This is a genomic window from Microbacterium sp. (assembly GCF_052102115.1).
GTDB lineage: Bacteria > Actinomycetota > Actinomycetes > Actinomycetales > Microbacteriaceae > Microbacterium.
In genome coordinates this window covers 52,086-70,017 of sequence record NZ_JBQDVP010000012.1, presented here as the reverse complement: position 1 = coordinate 70,017, position 17,932 = coordinate 52,086, and the positions used below count along the sequence as shown (strand labels likewise).

Here is a 17,932-nt window from a genome sequence, read left to right as displayed (position 1 = left end):
TACGGTTACGGGGCGTCTCTTCGGACCAACACCCTGCCGACAGAGTTCCGGGGCGCGCGAGTCTCGTATCTATGTCTCGCAACCTGCCAGGTACTAACCCATAGTTGCGAGACAGCCGTAACCGACCGCATCCGGGATGCCTTTTCGTTCGTGACCGATGGTTTCAGGCCACAGCCGCGACGGTCGTGAAGGCGAGGGCGCCGATGCTCGTCACGGTGCGGATCAGATGGGCGGTGTTCCAGCGCCGCTCGAACCCGCGACGTGCATTGGCCGACTCGGCTGCCGTATGTGCGGATGCAGCATCCAGTCGACGGTTCAACGGCACGTTGACCGCGGCGGTGATGACGAACGTCGCGATCGCGCATACGAGCGCGGCTATCGCCCACCACCGTCCGGGTCCGTCGAGCACGGCGACCACGACACCGGCGAGGATCGGTGCGACGAGGAAGACCGAGAGGAACCACCCGTTGAGGATCGCCGCGTTGACCCCGCGGAAGGCGGTGACGTAGACGTGGTCATCGACTCGGCGCAGCCCAGGGACGACGGCACGGGCGAAGGCGAAGAACACACCCGCCAGGAGACCATTGCAGATGATGGCGACTGCCACGGCCGCGGTGGTCAACAGATCAGGCATGGTGACCGGCCGCGAGAGTATGAGTGATCGTCGTCTCGAGGGGAGTGTCGGTTCGGATGGTGCGGTCACCGCGTGGCGCGAGGAGGCCCTTCTCGTCCGCGCGGTAGAGCTCGGCGAGCGCCGCTGCGGCCTGCGGCGGGAGCCCCGCATCGATGAGCGTCGCCGCCCACGCCTCTTCGGGCAGCACGACCACCTGCAGTTCGCGCCCGAGCACGCGCGCGAGTATGTCTGCGACCTGACGCTCGGTGTATTCCGGCCCCAGCACGTCGACCGATTGGTTGCGTTGCGGGGGATCACGAAGAAGATCTGCAGCGACGGCGCCGAGGTCCTGCGTCGCAACCAACGGATGCGAGACGTCGGCAGACGCGGCGAAGACCGGGTAGACGCCTTCGTTCTGCGCCGTGTCGAGCGCATCGGAGATCTTCTCCTGGAAGTGACCGGGCCGCATTGCGGTCAGTCGGATGCCGGTCGCACGAAGTGCTTCCTCCAGACGGTGCAGCCCGGTGATGGGTCCGGTTCCTGCCGCGCGGTCGGCCCCTCCTGAGGAGAGCATCACGACGTGCGGAACGGCCGCGGCCGCGACGGCGGTTGCTATCGATGAGGCCAGTGCATCCGCGTGCGCATCGGGGTCGTCGGCCGAGAGGTCGAACGGGAGCAGGATGAAAAGGCCCGCGCACCCCGTGATCGCAGCTTCGAGAGCAACAGCATCGCCGAGATCGACGATCCGGGTATCCGCGCCCCGCGAACTCCACTCCTCGGCAGCCGCGGAGCTGCGCACGAGAGCGCGCACGCGGTCGTTCGTCGCGAGAAGACGCGCTGCCGTCGCCGAACCGACCTTCCCGGTGACGCCGGCCACCGCGTAGATATTCTGATGCATGCTGCTCTCTTTCGTTTCGTCGTTGTGCTTCGACCAGGTTCACCCGTCCGGGCGTCGGGATCAACGAACGATCACGACGGGATCGTTAACTGCGACTTCATGCTCGTGAGTGGATGCGTCCTTGATGCGGGCGCACGACGACATGGATGCTGGAGTCACCGCCGCAACCGACAGGAGTACTCATGACGCCACTGGCCACGACGCCGCGACTCGCCTCGCCGACCACCCTGGTGCGCGACTCGTACATTGCCGGCGAGCACGCTGACATGCTGCACCGTGGCGCCGACACAGCCTGGCTGAGCGACGCACGTGCCGACTTCGCGCAGTTCGTGGATGACCGACGTGGCATCCGTGAACGATGGGGCGTGCCATCCGAAGTGTTCTGGTTCACCGCCGACGAGCACTACATAGGTTCGCTGGTCCTGCGTCACCGGCTGGGCGCGGACGATCTGGGCGGTCACATCGGCTACCACGTGGTGCGCCCGTGGCAAGGGCAGGGGCACGCGACTGCGATGCTCGGCCACGGGCTGGCGAAGGCGCACAGTATCGGCCTCGACCGCGTGCTGATGACCGTCGCACAGGACAACCCCGCCTCCCAGCGGGTGATCGCTCATCACCACGGCGCCGAAGATGGCACGAACAGCGATGGTCAACTCCGTTTCTGGATTGATATCTCCCTCAACGAAAGCTGAAACACATGCGAACCCTCACCTATGTCGTCGGAGTCAGCCTCGACGGATACGTCTGCGCCACGGATGGGTCGATCGACTTCTTCCCCGAAGGCGACACCGACTTCCACCTCCTCGAGATCCCGGAAGTCGTGCCGACGCACGTGCGCGCCCACTTCGGTCTGGATGCGCCGAACAGCCGCTTCGACACGATGCTCCAGGGCCGGGGCTCCTACGAGCTCGCTCTCCGCGAAGGCATCACTCGTCCTTTCGCGCACATGCGGGAGTTCGTGTTCTCACGCACGCTCTCCGCCGACATCGATCCGACGGTGACCGTCGTGGCAGATGATCCGCTGGAAACGGTCAGGACGCTCAAGGCCGAGCCCGGGCCACTGGGCATCTGCCTCGTGGGCGGCCCGTCGATCGCCGGTCTGCTGCTGCCGGAGATCGACGAGATCCTCCTCAAGCGCTACCCGGTCGTCGCCGGTTCAGGTAAAACGCTGTTCGAGGGTGCGGAGTATGCGCCGGCGGCCTTCGAACGAGTCGATCGGCACGACATCGACGGTGGCGGCGACTACACGCTCTGGCGCCGCGTGGCTCAGATCACCACCTGAGCGAGGCTCAGCGCGCCCGCAACTCCGGCACGACGATCTCGACCTCGTCAGCGACGAACTCGAAGTCTTTGGGGTTGAGCGTGGCGAGGCGAGCGCCGAGCGCGCGTGCATGACCGGCCAACAGGATGGCTTTGCCGCGAGCGTGCGACGGCCAGTTCTTGGCGACGATCGCGGCAAGACGCCCGTAGCTCACGGCGGCAGCCTCATCGAAGGAGAGCCAGGGGGTTTCCAGAAGCTTCGTGAGCCGTCCGAACTGCATCATTCTTCGGCGTCGCAGCTCCATGGTCGCTGCGTGCTCGATCCCGTATTGCAGCTCGGCGGCCGAGATGGCGCTGAGCACGATCGCGCCCCGCGGCGGAGTGACCTTGTCGATGTCGATCAGAACGCTCGTGTCGAGCAGGATCACGCGCTCGTGCCCCGCCGTCTTCCGAGCTCGCGCTGCCGGTCGGCTCGCTCCCACGGGTCCTCCCAGGCATCCGCGTCGTCGTGCGGCCGGGCGTTGTACTCGGTCAGCCATTCCGCGGCGACTCGCAGATCCTCTTCGGTGGGCGGGTTCGCCTCAAGGCGCGCGGAGACCTCTTCGCCGGTGGTGTACCAGCGTCGAGCTCCGTACCGCTCGCTCTTCGAGCATCCGTTCCAGTCCGCTGGTGGACCCACATCGACCGCGAGGAGCACGATGATCACGATCGGCAGCGGCACGTCGAGTTTCACGGCGACATAGCCCCACTTGTACGTGCTCGCGTTCTCCCTAGTCCATGTCCTGGTGGCTCGCTGTTCCTCGTCGGTGGGCGGGTGCACCTCAGGTGCGGGTGGCTGCCCTCTCGTTGCGCTCGGCGAGGCGGGCGAAGGCGGCAATCAGGTCGGGCGGTTCGATGACCTCGACGTCGGCATCGAAGCGGTTCAGTGCTGCGGCGAGGGCGACCCATGACCAGGAGCCGGACTCGAAACGGCATCGTTCGCCGTCCAAAGGCTCGACGATGCCGTCCCCGGCGAAGGGCAGCACCGCGGATGCTGGAAGGTGCAGGATGACGCTCCCTGTGCATGGCCAGCGATCTTGAACGTCCGATCCCTTGAATCGGGCGGCGACGTAGGCGGTCGCATCGCCGCCGGGTACTTCGCGCGGCGTGAAGCGCGGCCCCCTCGGAATGCGCGGGGTCATACGGTCGGCGCGAAAGATCCGCCAGTCCTCGTGGTCGAGATCCCACGCGACGAGGTACCAGCGTCCTCCGGAGACGACGATATTGTGCGGTTCGACCCGACGCGGTGGCATCGCCCCGTCGACGCCACCGTCGGGGCGCGCGTAGTCGAAGCGCAGCACCTCGCGAGCGCGCACCGCGGTCGACACCGCGACGAGCACATCCGGCGAGGTCGTGGCCGCGGAGTCGCCAGAACCTGCGGCGAGCGTGGAGAACTCGAGCGCATCGAGCCTGTGCCGGAGGCGGCCCGGCATGACTTGGCGGACGGTGGTGAGCGCGCGCAGCGCGTCTTCCTCGACACCAGCGCCGCTCAGGGCCGCCGCCTGCAGCGCGACGGTCACCGCGATCACCTGGCCATCATCGAACAGCAACGGGGGCAGCTCGGTTCCGGACTCGAGTCGGTACCCGCCGTCGGGTCCCATCACGGTCTGGATGCTGTATCCCATCTCCCGCAGGCGTTCGACATCGCGGCGCACGGTGCGAGGGCTCACTTCCAGCCGTTTAGCCAGGAGAGCCCCGGGCCAGTCGCGTCTCGCCTGCAGGAGAGACAGCAACCCGAGCAGTCGCGACGTGGTGGCCATGTCTTCAATCTAGGCGCAGTCGCGGTCATAAACTGACCTCTACTCCGGGAAGAGTGGGTGCCGTCGGGCGAAGAGCCCGCACAGAACAACGAACGAGCAAGAGAACGAACGAGGAGCACCACATGAGCATCAAGACCACCACCCATCTCAACTTCCACGGCGAGGCCCGGAGCGCACTGGAGTTCTACCAGTCCGTCTTCGGCGGAGATCTCACGATCGCCACCTACGCCGACTTCGGCATGCCCGCGGACGCTCCGGGCGCCGACCGCGTCGTGTTCGGCCAGGTCGCGAACGCCGACGGCTTCCACGTGATGGCGTACGACGTGCCCGGTGAGTCGAACGCCGCCACCGCAGGATCGACTCGACGCGAGAACGGCGTCACGATCACCGACCAGACCTTCTTCCTCTCGGTGCGCGGCGAGTCTCTGGCCGACGTGCAGGGTCCCTGGGATGCCCTCACCGCCGGCGCGAAGATCGTCGAACCGCTCGCCGCGTCTGCGTGGAGCGCCGGATTCGGCATGCTCACCGACCGCTTCGGCGTGACCTGGGTCGTGGACGTGGCCGCCGCGTAGGCGCTTCGCTCGTGAGACATGCCTTGCCGTACGAGCCAGGTCGCGGCAGGCATGTCTCACCCGGCAAGGCATGTCTCGCGCACCACGCAGGACGCCTCGTACACTGGGTCGTAGCTCCGTCACCGACGATCGGAGGACCCCGTGCCGTCTGCTTGGTCATCGTCGCGCGACGCCGGATCTGCCGCCTCGCGTCTGATCATCGAACGCGCGCATGAAGAGCTCGTCGCGGGCAACGTCGACGACCACCGGCTGCAGCAGGTCCGCCCGCTCGTCCGCGAATCGTGGGAGCGCGCGTGGCAATTGCGCGTGCGGGCCGAGGGACTGCCGGCCGTCGATCTCGGAAGCGCCGAACTGGAGACGTATCGTCGCGCCCACCCGCTGGCCGAGGTCATGGAGATGATCCGTACGCTGCTGCTGCCGGGTGATCCGGCGGAATCGGGCGTGATGGTCGCCGTGGGCGACCACGTCGGCCGGCTGCTCTGGGTGGAGGGCGATCTGCATCAGCGCGTGCTCACCGGCGAGATGGGGTTCATCGAGGGGGCGAACTGGTCGGAGGAGTCGGTCGGGACGGCCGCGCCCGGCCTCGCCATCGCCCTCGGGCAGCCCGTGCAGATCCATGAGTCCGAGCACTACAACCGGCTCGTGCGGCCGTGGTCATGCACGGCCGCTCCCGTGTTCGACCCGGAGACGCGTCGCCTGCTCGGGGTCATCGACGTCACCGGCGGTGCGGAGGCGGTGACGCCGCAGGCGCGAATGCTGGTGGATGCCACGGCGAGGGCCGTCGAATCCGAACTGTTCGTCTCGCGGCTGAAGGCACGCAGCGTCGCACCGCCGACCAGGCGCTCCCAGCGTCGGCCCGCGGTGACCCGGGCGATGCTGCGTGTGCTCGGACGTGACAGGGCGCAGCTGGAGGCCACCGGCCCGGAGTCGGAGTCCGTCGTCGAGATCAGCGCCCGCCACGCAGAGATCCTTCTCATGCTCGCGGTTCATCGACAGGGGCTGTCCGCAGATCGCCTGGCGGAACTCGTCTACGGCGAGGACGCGTCACCCGACACCCTCCGGCCCGAGATGGTGCGGCTGCGCAAGGTGCTCGAACGTCTCTCGCCCGATCTCGCCCCCGAATCCCGGCCCTACCGGCTGACGGTGCCTCTGGAGACGGATGCGCAGAACGTGCTGTCGCTGCTCTCCCGCGGTGCGCACCGCGTGGCGCTGAGCGCATACCGGGGCCCGGCGCTTCCGGATTCGACTTCCCCGGGCGTGGAGGAGTTCCGCGACGAGGTGCGATCGGCTCTGCGAGAGGCGATGCTGACGGAGGCGAGCATCGACGTGCTGCTGGCCTACGCCGAGATCCCCGAGGGGGCGGGCGATGTCGAGGTGCTGCGGCTGTGCCTGGAGATGCTGCCGGCGCGCTCGCCGCGGCGCGTCGGCCTGGTGAGCCGGATCGAGAAGCTCGAGTCCTGACTCCCTGTCGACAGGCGCAACCGGATGCAACGTGACGCATCCGCCTGCAACGTGGCGCGGCCTATCTTCGACCCAACCACGTAGCGCTGAGGCTGCACCACGTAGCACTGAGGCTGCGACCCCGTCGAAGGAGACAGCATGACCATCGTCGAAGAGACCACGTCCACGGCGTACGCCGCACCAGGCCAGCCCGGTGCCGTTGCGAACTATCGCCCCCGCTACGGCCACTACATCGGCGGGGAATTCGTCGATCCGCTCAAGGGCCAGTACTTCGAAAACGTCAGCCCGGTCAACGGCAAGCCGTTCACCGAGGTCGCGCGCGGCACCGCCGAAGACATCGACCGCGCCGTCGAGGTCGCCTGGCAGGCGTTCGCCGGCTGGGGCAAGACGAGTCCTGCCGAGCGCTCCGTCATCCTCAACAGGATCGCCGATCGCATCGAGCAGAACCTCGAGCGCATCGCCGTGGCCGAGACCTGGGAGAACGGCAAGCCGGTGCGTGAGACGCTCGCCGCCGACATCCCCCTCGCGATCGACCACTTCCGCTACTTCGCCGGGGTCCTTCGGGCGCAGGAGGGCGGCATCAGCCAGCTCGACGAGAACACGGTCGCCTACCACTTCCACGAGCCACTGGGCGTGGTCGGACAGATCATCCCGTGGAACTTCCCGATCCTGATGGCGGTGTGGAAGCTCGCACCGGCGCTCGCCGCCGGCAACTGCGTCGTCATCAAGCCGGCAGAGCAGACCCCGGCATCCCTGCTGTTCCTGTTCGACATCATCGGCGATCTGCTCCCCGCCGGCGTCGTGAACATCGTGAACGGCTTCGGCATCGAAGCCGGCGCCCCGCTCGCGCAGCACAAACGCATCCGCAAGGTCGCCTTCACCGGTGAGACCACGACCGGGCGCCTGATCATGCAGTACGCGTCGCAGAACCTCATCCCGGTGACGCTGGAGCTCGGAGGCAAATCTCCGAACGTCTTCTTCGAGGACGTCGCGCGGTCGACGAACGATCCGTACTACGACAAGGCCCTCGAGGGCTTCACCATGTTCGCGCTGAACCAGGGCGAGGTGTGCACCTGTCCCTCACGTGCGCTGATCCAGCGGTCGATCTACGACGGCTTCCTCGCGGACGGGCTCGACCGCGTCGGCAAGGTTGTGCAGGGCAACCCGCTCGACCGGAACACCATGATCGGCGCGCAGGCGTCGAACGATCAGCTGGAGAAGATCCTCAGCTACATCGACATCGGCAAGCAGGGTGGCGCGCGGCTGCTCACCGGAGGCGAACGAGTCGACCTCGGCGGAGATCTGTCTGAGGGGTTCTACGTCGCACCGACCGTGTTCGAGGGCACGAACGACATGCGCATCTTCCAGGAGGAGATCTTCGGTCCAGTGCTCTCGGTGACGAGCTTCGACGATTTCGACGGCGCGATCTCGATCGCCAACGACACCCTCTATGGTCTCGGCGCAGGCGTCTGGAGCCGCAGCGGCGACACCGCCTATCGCGCGGGACGTGCGATCGAGGCCGGCCGCGTCTGGACGAACACGTACCACCAGTACCCGGCGCACGCCGCCTTCGGCGGGTACAAGCAGTCGGGCGTCGGCCGCGAGAACCACAAGATGATGCTCGACCACTACCAGCAGACCAAGAACCTTCTGGTGTCGTACGCCGAAGGCCCGATGGGCTTCTTCTGAGCTCATGGTCAGCATCGGCACCTACCAGCGGGTGGACGTCACGGATGCCGCCGCCGTGCTGCTGCGCGATCACAAGCAGCAGCACCGCCCGCAGATGTTCCATAAGTACGGCGGATGCTGCGACGGCACGTCCCCCAAGGGCAACCCCGTCCGGATGTTCATCACCGGACCGAGCGACGTGCTCCTGGGCGCGATCGACGCCGGTGTGGAGGCGCCGATCGAGGTCTACATGTCCGAGTCGCAGTTCGAGTACTGGAAGTACACGCACCTCACGATCGATGTCGTCGAAGGCCGCGGCGCCGGGTTCAGCGTCGAAGGCCCGACGGGGATGCGCTTCCTCATTCGCTCGAGGATGCTGAACGACGCGGAACTGGAGTACTTCGGACTCTCGTGACGCGTGAGGGCGGTGCAACCCTTCGCAACGTCGGCGCGCATAGGATCTGCATAGCGCGTCGCTGTGTACCAGTCCCCAGCTGGCATGCGGCGCGGGGTCGGCGATTCGCCATGCGGAGGGAGTTCGTCTCTTTTCGATCCCGAGGGGGGATGGGGTGGGCATGATCCCCAAGTCAGCCCACCCCCATTACCTCCCCGACGACCCGTACGTACCGCGCATCCGTCAGAGGAACTGGATGACAACGCCGAAGATCAGATAGAGGGTGCCGAGGACGATGCGGGGCAGCGGCACGTCGAGGGCGGACAGGCCCGTGGATGCCGCGCTCGAGCGAGGCGAGGTCCACCGCTCCTCGACCCGGTTCAGGCGACAGCGCAAGGGTGCTCACCCTTCCACGCTGACCGCGAGGCTCACTGGCTGAATCCGAACTCGACCATCTTCCCGCCGAACCACAGCACGGCGAGGACGATGCCGCCGATGATGAACAGCCAGGAGCGGCGGCGCTTCAGCCGACGGCCCTGAGGTGCGACGCCCGGCGGCGGCTTCAGCATCCCCGCGGGAGGAGCGAACGGCAGCGCGTGCGAACCGGGCGCCGCCGCTCCGCCGACGGACTGCGAGAAGGTGCGGCCCTGCGCGGCGAGCAGCCGGTCGTCGCGCCATCTCGCCCACTGGTCGAACTTGGTGATCAGCGCGCCGACGGCACCGAACAACCAGGCCCAGGTGGAGGCGTCCAGGGTCGTCGCCGCGCGCTTGGTGTAGAGGAACAGCCAGTCGTCGACGATCTCGACGTCGAGCTGTGCCGCGTTGTCGATGAAACGGGCCATGATGTCGGGGGTGAACAGGTACAGGGCGTCCTGCTCGTAGCCGGCGGGGCAGTACAGCTGGAAGTAGCTGTCGAAGTCGCCCTCCAGCGACAGGTGCTGGTCCCGGTGGAAAGAGGCCGGCAGGTTCGTGCGGATCCCGTTGTTCCCGAGCGCGTCGAGCACGATGTTCGGCAGGGGCACGTCGAGCTTCACCGCGACGTACCCCCAGTGGTGGGTGGTGGATCTTTTGCCGGAGCCGGTCGTGTACTGATAGTTGCCGAACTCGACGAATCGTGGCGTGTGCCCGCGCACCAGTTGCTTGGCCTGCCTGCTGCGTCCCAGCTGGAAGATCATGCCCGGCAGCGGCGGGTCGTTCACCTGATCCTCGTAGGTCATGCCGTTCGCCGCGGCGAAGCGGCTCAGGCGGTAGCGCGTCGTCCTGCTCCGTCGCAGGCTGACGGACGCGACGATCCCGATGGCGATGAAGATGGCGATGACGCCGAGGAACGGCAGGCTCATGAGCGCGGAACCCTCGCGAATCGCGACGGCGGCCCCGAGCACGACCACGAGGCCGCCGCCCAGCACCATGAACGCGATCACGACGATCGCGATCACCGTCGCCGCCGTCGACCCCTTCCCGCCGCGCGAACGTTCCTCGCGGATGAACGCGGAGACCGCCTTCGGATCGACGGGGTCGGTCAGCGGCCGGGCGTCGAACGAGAGCGGCTGCGGCGCGGGCGATGGAATCGACACGACTCCACGCTAACCCGGAGCGCCTGGTCACCTCGCGTTAACGTGCGGATGACAGCATCCGAACCCATGCACCGCCCTCTCGTCACCGCGATCCTCCCCGCGAAGGATGCAGAGCCCTACATCGGCACGACGCTCGAGACCCTGCTGCGGCAGTTCGACGATGCCGGTGCGCTCAAGCTCGTCGCGATCGACGACGGATCGAGCGACGGCACCGGCGACATCATGCGCGCGTACGCCGAGCGCTTCGCGTACGCCGAGGTCCTCGTCAATGCGCGCCCGAGCGGTCTCGCCACCGCGCGGAATCAGGGGCTCTCCCACATCGAGGGCGACGCGTTCTGCTTCATCGACGGTGACGACTGGATGCAGCCGCGCCGGCTGCAGGTCCTCACCGAGCAGCTGCAGGAGTTGGATTGCGACTTCGTCCGCACCGACCACGTGCGCGTCACGGGTCAGGATCGCAAGCTCGTCCGAGCACCGCATCCGTGGCGAGGAGTGGTGGCATCGCCGCGCGACGCGATCCTCCCCGCCGACGAGAAGACCATGGTCGACTACCCGTACGCGTGGGCAGGGCTGTTCCACCGCCGCATCCTCGACGAGGGGCTTGCCGCGTTCCCCGACGGACTGTTCACCGCCGAGGATCGCCCGTGGATCTGGCGGCTGCACCTGCAGGCCCGCCGCTTCGCCGTCGTCGAGGCTCCCGCACTGCTGTACCGGCGCGGCGTGACGACCTCGCTCACTCAGGTGCGCGACCGTCGTCAGCTCGACTTCGCCACCGCGATGTCGCACGTGATCGAGATCGTCCAGCAGGATGCCGAGGCGGACCGCTTCCTCCCGAAGGCGGTGCGTACGGTGCTGGCGCTGAGCTCGCACCACATCGTCCGCTCGCGCCGGATGGCGCCGGTGCTCCGGCGCGAGATGCGCGACAGCATCCGAGGCCTGCTCGCGACGCTTCCCGCCGACGGTTCCGCACGGGCGCTCCAGCGCCTCGACGGCACCCGCCGCCGGGTGCTCGCTCGTTCGCTGCGGAAGGCGGGGCGCACCGTATGACCGTCCTGTTCGCCCTGCACAGCGCCTACGGCCTGGCCACGGCCGCTGCGGCCATCGACGATGGTCTGTTCGAGACCGGCGGCGAGCGGGTACTCGTGCCGTTCAACTCGGCGCGGGTCCCCGAGACGATGGTGGGCATCGACGATCACCCGCAGCTGGGCACGCTGCGTGCCCGGTTCGACCGCATCGAGTCCCTGGACGCACTGCTGCAGCCACGGCATCCGAGCTCGTGGGAACCCGAGGCCGAAGAGCTCCCCGTCCTTCAGCGCCTGCTCGCGCGTGCCTGGAATCTCGACGACGATCTCGAGCTGTGCGTACAGAGTCCCCAGGTCGCCCCCGCCCTCACGCTGCTGTCGCTGTTCCCGAACGCCCGCCTCACGATCATCGGCGATGGGCTGATGACGTACTCGCCGATCCGCATCGAACTGCCGCGCAGCATCACCCAGCGCATCGGCCGCGTCGTGTACGCCGACGTCGTGCCGGGCGTCGAGCCGCTGGTGTTCCGCGAGGCGGGCGCGCAGCGTGCTCCGGTGGCCGCTGAGCGCTTCGCCGCGGCGCTCGCCGAGACCGGGGGAGCGGATGCCGACCTCGACGCTCTCGCCGACGGCACCCCGACCGCCCTCGTGCTCGGTCAGTACCTCGCCGCCTTGGGGCTCGTCGAACCCGACGAGGAGACGGGCATGCAGCAGGAGATGGTTGACCGCGCGTTGGCCTGGAATCCCGCGCGCATCGTGTTCAAACCGCACCCCTCGGCGCCGCCCGCACTCACCGACGCGGTGCGTTCGCGGGCCGAGAGCCGCGGCGTCGCCTTCGTCATCTACCGCGGACCGGTGCCGGCCGAGCTCGTCGCACAACGACTGGATGCCGTGGGCGTCGTCGCCGGATTCTCCACAGCGCTGCCGACGATCCGCGCACTGTACGGACGCCCGATCGCGGCGGTGGGTACGCGCCGGATGCTGCGCCGACTCACCCCGTTCGAGAACAGCAACCGGGTGCCGGCGACCATCGTGGATGCTCTCACCCGCACCGATTCGCCCTACGCCGAGCCGGCACAGTTGCAACTGCTGATCGATGCGGTCGGCTACGCCATGCAGCCGAAGATCGCAGCCCCGCTGCGCACGCGCGCCGAAGAGCTGCTGCGCAGGATGCCGGCTGCCGAGCGCGACCGATACTTCGCCCCCGCGCGCCTGGCCCGGTTGCGGCTGCCCGGCGCTCCGCCCGAGAACCTGCCCCGGCGACTGCTGCGGTCGGCCGGAGGCGTAGGCCGCGTCGAGGAGCTGCGGCTGACGCTGCACGGCGCCAGGCGGCGCGCGCAGCGCGCGTGGAACGCGGTGCGCGGACTGTGATGCACGGCCCCGTACCCGCAGACGACTCCGTACCCGCAGACGGTGTTCTCACCGTCGCGATCATCCCCGCCCGCGGGCGCTCCAAGGGCGTGCCGCGCAAGAACCTCCGGCGCGTCGGCGGCACCGCGCTCGTCGAACGTGCCGTGCGGGCAGCGGCCGCGGCATCCGCTGTCGACCTCGTCGTGGTCACCACCGACGACGACGAGATCGCTGAGGTCAGCTCGGTTGCCGGGGCCCAGGTCATCCGCCGTCCGGCAGCACTCGCCAGAGACACGGCGTCGTCCGAGAGCGCCGTGCTGCACGTGCTCGATGAACTCGAGGCCGGGGGCGTCACGGTCGGCACCGTCGTCTTCGTGCAGGCCACGTCGCCGTTCATTCCCAGCGCGGGCATCGACGACGCGGTCGGGCAGATCCGCGACGACCGGTTTGACAGCGTGTTCTCGGCGTACGAGACCTACGGGTTCCTGTGGCGCCGCGATTCCGGCGACAACGCCGAGGCCATCAACCACGACGCCGCGCACCGGCCGCGCCGGCAGGATCGCGAGCCGCATTACCTCGAGACTGGAGCGTTCTACGCGTTCGCGGCCGAGGGGTTCCGTGCGGCGCAACACCGCTTCTTCGGCCGCGTCGGCATCGCCGTCGTTCCGGAGCGCACAGCCATCGAGATCGATGACGAGCAGCAGCTCGCCGTAGCATCCGCCGTCGCGAGCATCGTCGACGAGCCGGCCCCGATACCGGCGAAGGCGGTCGTCACCGACTTCGACGGCGTGCACACCGACGACACCGCCTTCGTCGACAGCAACGGCCACGAGTTCGTGCGGGTGAGCCGCGAAGACGGCATGGGGGTTTCGCGGCTGCGGCGTGCCGGCATCCCGATGCTCATCCTCTCCACCGAGACGAACGCGGTCGTCGGTGCCCGGGGCCGCAAGCTCCAGGTGCCCGTGCTGCAGGCGATCGACGACAAGGCCGCCGCTCTCGCCGAATGGGCGGCGGGGGAGGGCATCGCGCTCGGCGACATCGCCTACCTCGGCAACGACGTGAACGATCTCGGTGCGATGGGCATCGTCGGATGGCCGGTCGCCGTCGCCGACGCGCATCCGCTCGTGCGCGCGCAGGCCCGCGTGGTGCTGACGCGCGACGGCGGAGACGGCGCTGTGCGCGAACTCATCGAGCGCGTTCTGCCGCCGGACGGAGTTCGGTAACCTCCGCGTCGCGCACCGTTCACTATCGCGGCGTACCCAGGGATGAAGGGCTCGACGACAGGAGGACGCCATGACCGTCAGCATCGGTTCGCACGTGATCGGCGGCGGCAACTCCGCCTACGTGATCGCAGAGATCGGCCTGAACCACAACGGCGACGTCGAGATCGCCAAGCAGCTCATCGATGTCGCGGCGCGCGCCGGAGCCGACGCCGTGAAGTTCCAGAAGCGCACCCCCGAGATCTCCACCCCGGAGCACATGCGCGATGTTCCGCGCGAGACGCCGTGGGGCACCATGACCTACCTCGATTACCGCCGCCGGGTCGAGTTCGGGCGCGATGAATACATCGAGGTCGGCGACTACGCGACGCTGCGCGGCCTCGACTGGTTCGCCTCCCCGTGGGATGTCCCCTCGATCGAGTTCCTCGAAGACCTGAACGTCGTCGCGCACAAGGTCGCCTCGGCGAGCCTCACCGACGTCGAGCTGCTCGAGGCGCTGCGCGAGACCGGCAAGCCCATCATCCTCTCCACTGGCATGTCGACGATGGAGCAGATCGACCGTGCCATGGGCGTGCTGAACACCGACCGCGTCGTGCTCCTGAGCGCCACGTCGACCTATCCGATGGAGCCCGAAGAGGCCAACCTTCGCGTCATCTCCACGCTGCGCGACCGCTATGCCGGGGTGCCGGTCGGCTACTCCGGGCACGAGCGCGGTCTGCAGATCTCGCTCGCCGCCGTCGCCCTCGGCGCCGTCGCCGTCGAGCGTCACATCACGCTGGACCGCACGATGTGGGGCTCCGATCACGCCGCTTCGCTCGAGCCGGGGGGGCTCGAGCATCTCGTCCGTGACATCCGCATCATCGAGACGGCGCTGGGCGATGGCGTCAAGCGGGTCTTCCCGGGCGAAGAGGCACCGATGGCGAAGCTGCGTCGGGTGCCCGCGTGAGGGGGGCGTCATCATGACCGATGGACTGCGCGTCGTCGCGATCGCCGACGCCGATTCCTTCGTGAAGTGGTCGGCATCGCTGCTGTCGGGCGTGGAGGGCATCAGCCGGCACATGCTGCTCGTGCGCTCGCCGCTGACCGTCAGCCGCGAGCAGGAGCACATGGCGCTCGCCGGCACGAGCTTCGGTGACGGATCGGTCACCCGCGTCGCGCTCGACGAGGTCGCCGGGTGGCTGCAGGGCCACCTGCCCGACGTCGTCGTGCTCGCCGGGCGGGCACCGTTCGTGCGACTCATCGCGCGCGTGATCGATACGCTGAAGCACCGCCCCGTCGTGGTGAGCGGACTGCCGGGCATGTCCATCCCCGCGCAGCGCGGTGCCCTGGAGGGCCGCCGCGAGTCCGATCTGCTCGTGCTGCATTCGCACCGTGAGATCCGCGCGTTCGAGGCGCTGGGCGATCGAATCGGGATGCCGGTGCCGACCGCTCTCGCGACCCTGCCGTACGCGCGGACCGCGTCGTCGGCCGATGCGCTCACCCGCTCGCGGGCGGGTGCCGTCGGGACGGCCGGGGCTGTGGATGCTGTCGGCGCTGGCGATGCGTCACGCGGTGCTTCGCACGATGCATCCCGCGGCGCCGTCGCGGTGGCCGAGCGCGAGCGCCGTGGCACCGATCTGGTCTTCGCCGCGCAGGCACTGGTGCCCGCTGAGCGGCACGAGCGCGAGGAGCTGGTCGGCATCCTGCGCCGGGCCGCCGCCGCGCGCCCGAACCGTCGGGTCGTGGTGAAGCTGCGCTCTCGCCCGGGTGAGGCCGAGACGCACCTCGAGCGCGACGCCTACGCTGAGCTGCTTGCGAACCGGCCGGCGAACCTCGTCTTCTCGTACGAGCCGATGGCGCTCGCGCTGTCTCGTGCCGAGGGGCTGGTCACCGTCAGCTCCACAGCCGCGATTGAGGCGATCGCCCGCGGCATCCCGGTCATCGCGCTCGACACGTTCGGCGTTGAAAAGCCGCTGCTGAACACGGTCTTCGTCGGAAGCGGCCTGCTCGGCAGTGCCGATGATGTCGTGGCGCGGCGATTCCGGCATCCGGAGTCTGACTGGATGCACGACAACTACTTCCACGCGTCTGCGGAGTCGGACTGGTGGAGCCGCGTTCAGGAGCTCGTCGCCCTGCGCCGCGGCGGTGCGCTGCCGGCGAAGCTCGTGCCCTCCGGCCGTGGGGGTGCGCTGCGCGCGGCCTGGCATCGCAAGAGCGTGCTCGGTTCGGAGGACCGCTCGTTCACCGGCTCGGTCGCCCTCGGTGTCGGCGCCCCGCTGGTGCAGGGCATCCTCGGCATGCGCCGGGCCCGCGGCCGCGCCGGTGATGACACCTGGTCTGACCAAACGCTCGACTACACGCTCGAGCCGACCCCCCACAAGGACCCCGTCCGCCGCTGAGCGTCTTCTCCTCCTCTTCTCCCTCTCCTCGTTTTCGCGAGAATCACTTTCCCGCATGAGAATCCTGCTGTCGGGCTGAGTCTCATGTCGCAAAGTGATTCTCGCGGGCTCGGGGGGAGAGAGGGATCAGTCCGGAAGCAGCGTGGAACCCTCGGGGAGAGGAAGAGCTTCGAGGGTGGGGTCGGCGCAGACCGCCTGGATGAGCTCGTTCGACCCGGCGATGATCGTCGAGTCGTCATCGATCTCGCTCACCATCACCCAGGCGCGATCCGCAGGCCACAGGATGCTGGGATGCTGCGCCGACGGCGAGAAACCGTGACCTACGGCTTCGCGATCGCGCCAGGGAGCATCGAGCACCCAGTCCGGATCGGCGAAGGCGACGGGTGCCGCGGAGAAGAGCACGTGATCGCGGTCGGGCAGTTCGAGCCGCGGACCCTTCGAGATCTCATCGGAGAGGATGCCGGAGTGCCACGTCGCCTTGCGGAACGGGTTCTCGAAGTTGGCGCGCTGACGGCTCCACCACATCGTCCACCACATCGGCTCGCGCCGAGGCTCGTCGGTGAACCCGAAGAATGCGCGGCCGTTGCCGCCGTGGCCGCCGACCAGTCCTCCCCAGCCCTCCCAGACGCCGACGAAGCCGTCGTCCGGGGTTCCCGTGTGCTGCGCGAGGACCGAGGCGAGCGCGGCCAGTGTCGCCACCGGCATCCGCCCTTCGTCGGGAGAGGTGAACTCGCGACCGTCGGGCGCGACCCGGGTGTGCCAGTCGGCTTCTGGCGGTGTGGCCACGATGCGCGCCCACTGTGCGAGCTCGTGCATGGTCGTCCCGAAGGCGTCGGCGGCGTCTGCCCATGACGCGGGCGCGTCGATGAGCAGTTCCATCAGGCGCTGCTGCTCAGCATCCGGCATCCGCATCCACTCGTCCGTCGTCGGCACCGCACCATCGGGCAGCGACCGCACCTCGGCGGGGTGGAAGACGCGTGCGTAGGCGTCGAACCCGTGCGGCACGAAGTGATGCATGGACCATTCATCGTCGAGCCGTTCGCGCAGCCAATCGGCGATGGCGACGTCTGAGATCCATTCCATGCGACCACGCTACCGACCAGATGGCACAGGACTCTCGGGGACGCGGACTTCGAAAGCTTCGCCGCCATGAGCCGACCTTCTCGCACCACTGGATCGTCTCGCGGGGATCCGTGGCCTGAGGCGTTCGCGACACGCCCGGAACTGCAGTAGACTGCTGTGGTTGTCTGGCCATCAAGCCGCATTCGGCGGCAAGAAGGACGGGCACGTGCACACACCCTCCTGTTCCCGAGAGAGTCTCGGAAACCGTTCAAGTCCGAAGGAGGTGGGTAAGTGACGCACCAGTACGAACTCATGGTCATTCTGAACCCTGAGGTCGACGAGCGCCAGGTTGCGCCCACGCTCGACAAGTTCCTGAAGGTCATCACCAACGATGGCGGTTCAGTGGACAACGTCGATGTCTGGGGCAAGCGCCGGCTCGCATACGAGATCCAGAAGAAGAACGAGGGCATCTACGCCGTCGTCAACTTCACCGCCACGAGCGAGGCCACGCATGAGCTCGACCGTCAGCTCAAGCTGAACGAGCAGATCATGCGCACCAAGGTTCTGCGCGCCGAAGAGGCCCAGGCCATGATCGCGTCTGAGGCCAAGCGCTCCGAAGAGAAGGCTGCCCGCAAGGCTGCCAAGGCTGCGAAGGCCTGAG

At 68.1% G+C, this 17,932-nt stretch carries 20 protein-coding genes; 12 read left to right on the top strand and 8 right to left on the bottom strand.

Annotation, left to right across the window (positions count from 1 at the left end; translation table 11 throughout):
* Nucleotides 1–163: 163 nt before the first annotated feature.
* Entirely contained in the window at nt 164–634 is a 471-nt protein-coding gene (locus tag ACTICP_RS06060) for an anthrone oxygenase family protein (RefSeq protein WP_441890513.1), read from the bottom strand.
* Nucleotides 627–1,511, bottom strand: a complete 885-nt coding sequence (locus ACTICP_RS06055; RefSeq protein WP_441890511.1) for an NmrA family NAD(P)-binding protein — start codon at nt 1,509–1,511, stop codon at nt 627–629. Before ACTICP_RS06055 ends, ACTICP_RS06060 begins: the two co-directional genes overlap by 8 nt.
* Nucleotides 1,512–1,693: 182 nt before the next feature.
* On the opposite strand from ACTICP_RS06055, the gene ACTICP_RS06050 reads away from it, so the two are divergent.
* Nucleotides 1,694–2,203, top strand: a complete 510-nt coding sequence (locus tag ACTICP_RS06050; protein ID WP_441890509.1) for a GNAT family N-acetyltransferase — start codon at nt 1,694–1,696, stop codon at nt 2,201–2,203.
* Nucleotides 2,204–2,208: 5 nt separating this feature from the next.
* Nucleotides 2,209–2,793 carry a dihydrofolate reductase family protein gene (locus ACTICP_RS06045; protein ID WP_441890508.1) on the top strand — a complete coding sequence of 195 codons (585 nt, stop codon included), beginning with the start codon at nt 2,209–2,211 and terminating at the stop codon, nt 2,791–2,793.
* Nucleotides 2,794–2,800: 7 nt separating this feature from the next.
* Here ACTICP_RS06045 and ACTICP_RS06040 read toward each other — a convergent pair whose 3' ends face one another.
* From ACTICP_RS06040 to ACTICP_RS06030, 3 genes are all read right to left on the bottom strand, one after another.
* Nucleotides 2,801–3,199 carry a hypothetical protein gene (locus tag ACTICP_RS06040; RefSeq protein WP_441890506.1) on the bottom strand — a complete coding sequence of 133 codons (399 nt, stop codon included), beginning with the start codon at nt 3,197–3,199 and terminating at the stop codon, nt 2,801–2,803.
* Nucleotides 3,196–3,504, bottom strand: coding sequence for a hypothetical protein (locus tag ACTICP_RS06035; protein ID WP_441890504.1), 309 nt, complete (start codon nt 3,502–3,504; stop codon nt 3,196–3,198). The genes ACTICP_RS06040 and ACTICP_RS06035 overlap by 4 nt, the downstream gene beginning before the upstream one ends.
* An 88-nt stretch (nt 3,505–3,592) precedes the next feature.
* Complete coding sequence (locus ACTICP_RS06030; protein WP_441890502.1) at nt 3,593–4,570, bottom strand: helix-turn-helix transcriptional regulator; 978 nt, start codon at nt 4,568–4,570, stop codon at nt 3,593–3,595.
* Between the two features lie 122 nt (nt 4,571–4,692).
* Between ACTICP_RS06030 and ACTICP_RS06025 the strand changes: the two genes are divergently transcribed.
* The 4 genes from ACTICP_RS06025 to ACTICP_RS06010 all read left to right on the top strand — a co-directional run bounded on the left by ACTICP_RS06025 (nt 4,693) and on the right by ACTICP_RS06010 (nt 8,686).
* Nucleotides 4,693–5,142, top strand: coding sequence for a VOC family protein (locus ACTICP_RS06025; RefSeq protein ID WP_441890500.1), 450 nt, complete (start codon nt 4,693–4,695; stop codon nt 5,140–5,142).
* A 141-nt stretch (nt 5,143–5,283) separates the two neighbouring features.
* Nucleotides 5,284–6,603 carry a GAF domain-containing protein gene (locus ACTICP_RS06020; RefSeq protein ID WP_441890498.1) on the top strand — a complete coding sequence of 440 codons (1,320 nt, stop codon included), beginning with the start codon at nt 5,284–5,286 and terminating at the stop codon, nt 6,601–6,603.
* Nucleotides 6,604–6,741: 138 nt separating this feature from the next.
* Nucleotides 6,742–8,292 (top strand): acetaldehyde dehydrogenase ExaC, encoded by a 1,551-nt coding sequence (gene exaC / locus ACTICP_RS06015; protein ID WP_441890496.1) that lies wholly within the window; start codon nt 6,742–6,744, stop codon nt 8,290–8,292.
* Between the two features lie 4 nt (nt 8,293–8,296).
* Entirely contained in the window at nt 8,297–8,686 is a 390-nt protein-coding gene (locus ACTICP_RS06010; protein WP_441890494.1) for a DUF779 domain-containing protein, read from the top strand.
* Between the two features lie 222 nt (nt 8,687–8,908).
* Here ACTICP_RS06010 and ACTICP_RS06005 read toward each other — a convergent pair whose 3' ends face one another.
* Both ACTICP_RS06005 and ACTICP_RS06000 read right to left on the bottom strand, forming a co-directional pair.
* Nucleotides 8,909–9,061: a hypothetical protein gene (locus tag ACTICP_RS06005; RefSeq protein ID WP_441890492.1), complete on the bottom strand. Its 153-nt coding sequence runs from the start codon at nt 9,059–9,061 to the stop codon at nt 8,909–8,911.
* Between the two features lie 32 nt (nt 9,062–9,093).
* On the bottom strand, nt 9,094–10,233 hold the full coding sequence (locus tag ACTICP_RS06000) for a hypothetical protein (RefSeq protein ID WP_441890519.1): 1,140 nt from the start codon (nt 10,231–10,233) through the stop codon (nt 9,094–9,096).
* A gap of 72 nt (nt 10,234–10,305) precedes the next feature.
* Here ACTICP_RS06000 and ACTICP_RS05995 point away from each other — a divergent pair, with 72 nt between their 5' ends.
* The 5 genes from ACTICP_RS05995 to ACTICP_RS05975 all read left to right on the top strand — a co-directional run bounded on the left by ACTICP_RS05995 (nt 10,306) and on the right by ACTICP_RS05975 (nt 16,209).
* On the top strand, nt 10,306–11,286 hold the full coding sequence (locus tag ACTICP_RS05995) for a glycosyltransferase family 2 protein (RefSeq protein WP_441890490.1): 981 nt from the start codon (nt 10,306–10,308) through the stop codon (nt 11,284–11,286).
* Nucleotides 11,283–12,632, top strand: coding sequence for a polysialyltransferase family glycosyltransferase (locus ACTICP_RS05990; RefSeq protein ID WP_441890488.1), 1,350 nt, complete (start codon nt 11,283–11,285; stop codon nt 12,630–12,632). Before ACTICP_RS05995 ends, ACTICP_RS05990 begins: the two co-directional genes overlap by 4 nt.
* Complete coding sequence (locus ACTICP_RS05985) at nt 12,632–13,834, top strand: cytidylyltransferase domain-containing protein (protein ID WP_441890487.1); 1,203 nt, start codon at nt 12,632–12,634, stop codon at nt 13,832–13,834. Before ACTICP_RS05990 ends, ACTICP_RS05985 begins: the two co-directional genes overlap by 1 nt.
* A gap of 70 nt (nt 13,835–13,904) precedes the next feature.
* Entirely contained in the window at nt 13,905–14,777 is an 873-nt protein-coding gene (locus ACTICP_RS05980) for an N-acetylneuraminate synthase family protein (protein ID WP_441890485.1), read from the top strand.
* A gap of 13 nt (nt 14,778–14,790) precedes the next feature.
* The gene (locus ACTICP_RS05975) at nt 14,791–16,209 is read left to right on the top strand and encodes a DUF6716 putative glycosyltransferase (RefSeq protein ID WP_441890483.1); all 1,419 of its coding nucleotides are present in this window, start codon (nt 14,791–14,793) and stop codon (nt 16,207–16,209) included.
* Between the two features lie 126 nt (nt 16,210–16,335).
* Here the strand turns inward: ACTICP_RS05975 and ACTICP_RS05970 are convergent, their stop codons facing one another.
* Nucleotides 16,336–17,292, bottom strand: a complete 957-nt coding sequence (locus tag ACTICP_RS05970) for a hypothetical protein (RefSeq protein ID WP_441890481.1) — start codon at nt 17,290–17,292, stop codon at nt 16,336–16,338.
* A gap of 270 nt (nt 17,293–17,562) precedes the next feature.
* Here ACTICP_RS05970 and rpsF point away from each other — a divergent pair, with 270 nt between their 5' ends.
* The gene (gene rpsF, locus ACTICP_RS05965) at nt 17,563–17,931 is read left to right on the top strand and encodes a 30S ribosomal protein S6 (protein WP_441890479.1); all 369 of its coding nucleotides are present in this window, start codon (nt 17,563–17,565) and stop codon (nt 17,929–17,931) included.
* Nucleotide 17,932 lies beyond the last annotated feature (1 nt).

Excerpts from the sequence above, each read along its gene's own strand:
- ACTICP_RS05985 (WP_441890487.1), top strand. The coding sequence starts at position 12,632 with ATGCACGGCCCCGTACCCGCAGACGACTCCGTACCCGCAGACGGTGTT.
- ACTICP_RS06030 (WP_441890502.1), bottom strand. The coding sequence starts at position 4,570 with ATGGCCACCACGTCGCGACTGCTCGGGTTGCTGTCTCTCCTGCAGGCG.
- ACTICP_RS06060 (WP_441890513.1), bottom strand. The coding sequence starts at position 634 with ATGCCTGATCTGTTGACCACCGCGGCCGTGGCAGTCGCCATCATCTGC.
- ACTICP_RS06010 (WP_441890494.1), top strand. The coding sequence starts at position 8,297 with ATGGTCAGCATCGGCACCTACCAGCGGGTGGACGTCACGGATGCCGCC.
- ACTICP_RS05980 (WP_441890485.1), top strand. The coding sequence starts at position 13,905 with ATGACCGTCAGCATCGGTTCGCACGTGATCGGCGGCGGCAACTCCGCC.
- ACTICP_RS06050 (WP_441890509.1), top strand. The coding sequence starts at position 1,694 with ATGACGCCACTGGCCACGACGCCGCGACTCGCCTCGCCGACCACCCTG.
- ACTICP_RS06025 (WP_441890500.1), top strand. The coding sequence starts at position 4,693 with ATGAGCATCAAGACCACCACCCATCTCAACTTCCACGGCGAGGCCCGG.
- ACTICP_RS05970 (WP_441890481.1), bottom strand. The coding sequence starts at position 17,292 with ATGGAATGGATCTCAGACGTCGCCATCGCCGATTGGCTGCGCGAACGG.
- ACTICP_RS06055 (WP_441890511.1), bottom strand. The coding sequence starts at position 1,511 with ATGCATCAGAATATCTACGCGGTGGCCGGCGTCACCGGGAAGGTCGGT.
- ACTICP_RS05995 (WP_441890490.1), top strand. The coding sequence starts at position 10,306 with ATGCACCGCCCTCTCGTCACCGCGATCCTCCCCGCGAAGGATGCAGAG.
- ACTICP_RS05975 (WP_441890483.1), top strand. The coding sequence starts at position 14,791 with ATGACCGATGGACTGCGCGTCGTCGCGATCGCCGACGCCGATTCCTTC.
- ACTICP_RS06045 (WP_441890508.1), top strand. The coding sequence starts at position 2,209 with ATGCGAACCCTCACCTATGTCGTCGGAGTCAGCCTCGACGGATACGTC.
- ACTICP_RS05990 (WP_441890488.1), top strand. The coding sequence starts at position 11,283 with ATGACCGTCCTGTTCGCCCTGCACAGCGCCTACGGCCTGGCCACGGCC.
- exaC (WP_441890496.1), top strand. The coding sequence starts at position 6,742 with ATGACCATCGTCGAAGAGACCACGTCCACGGCGTACGCCGCACCAGGC.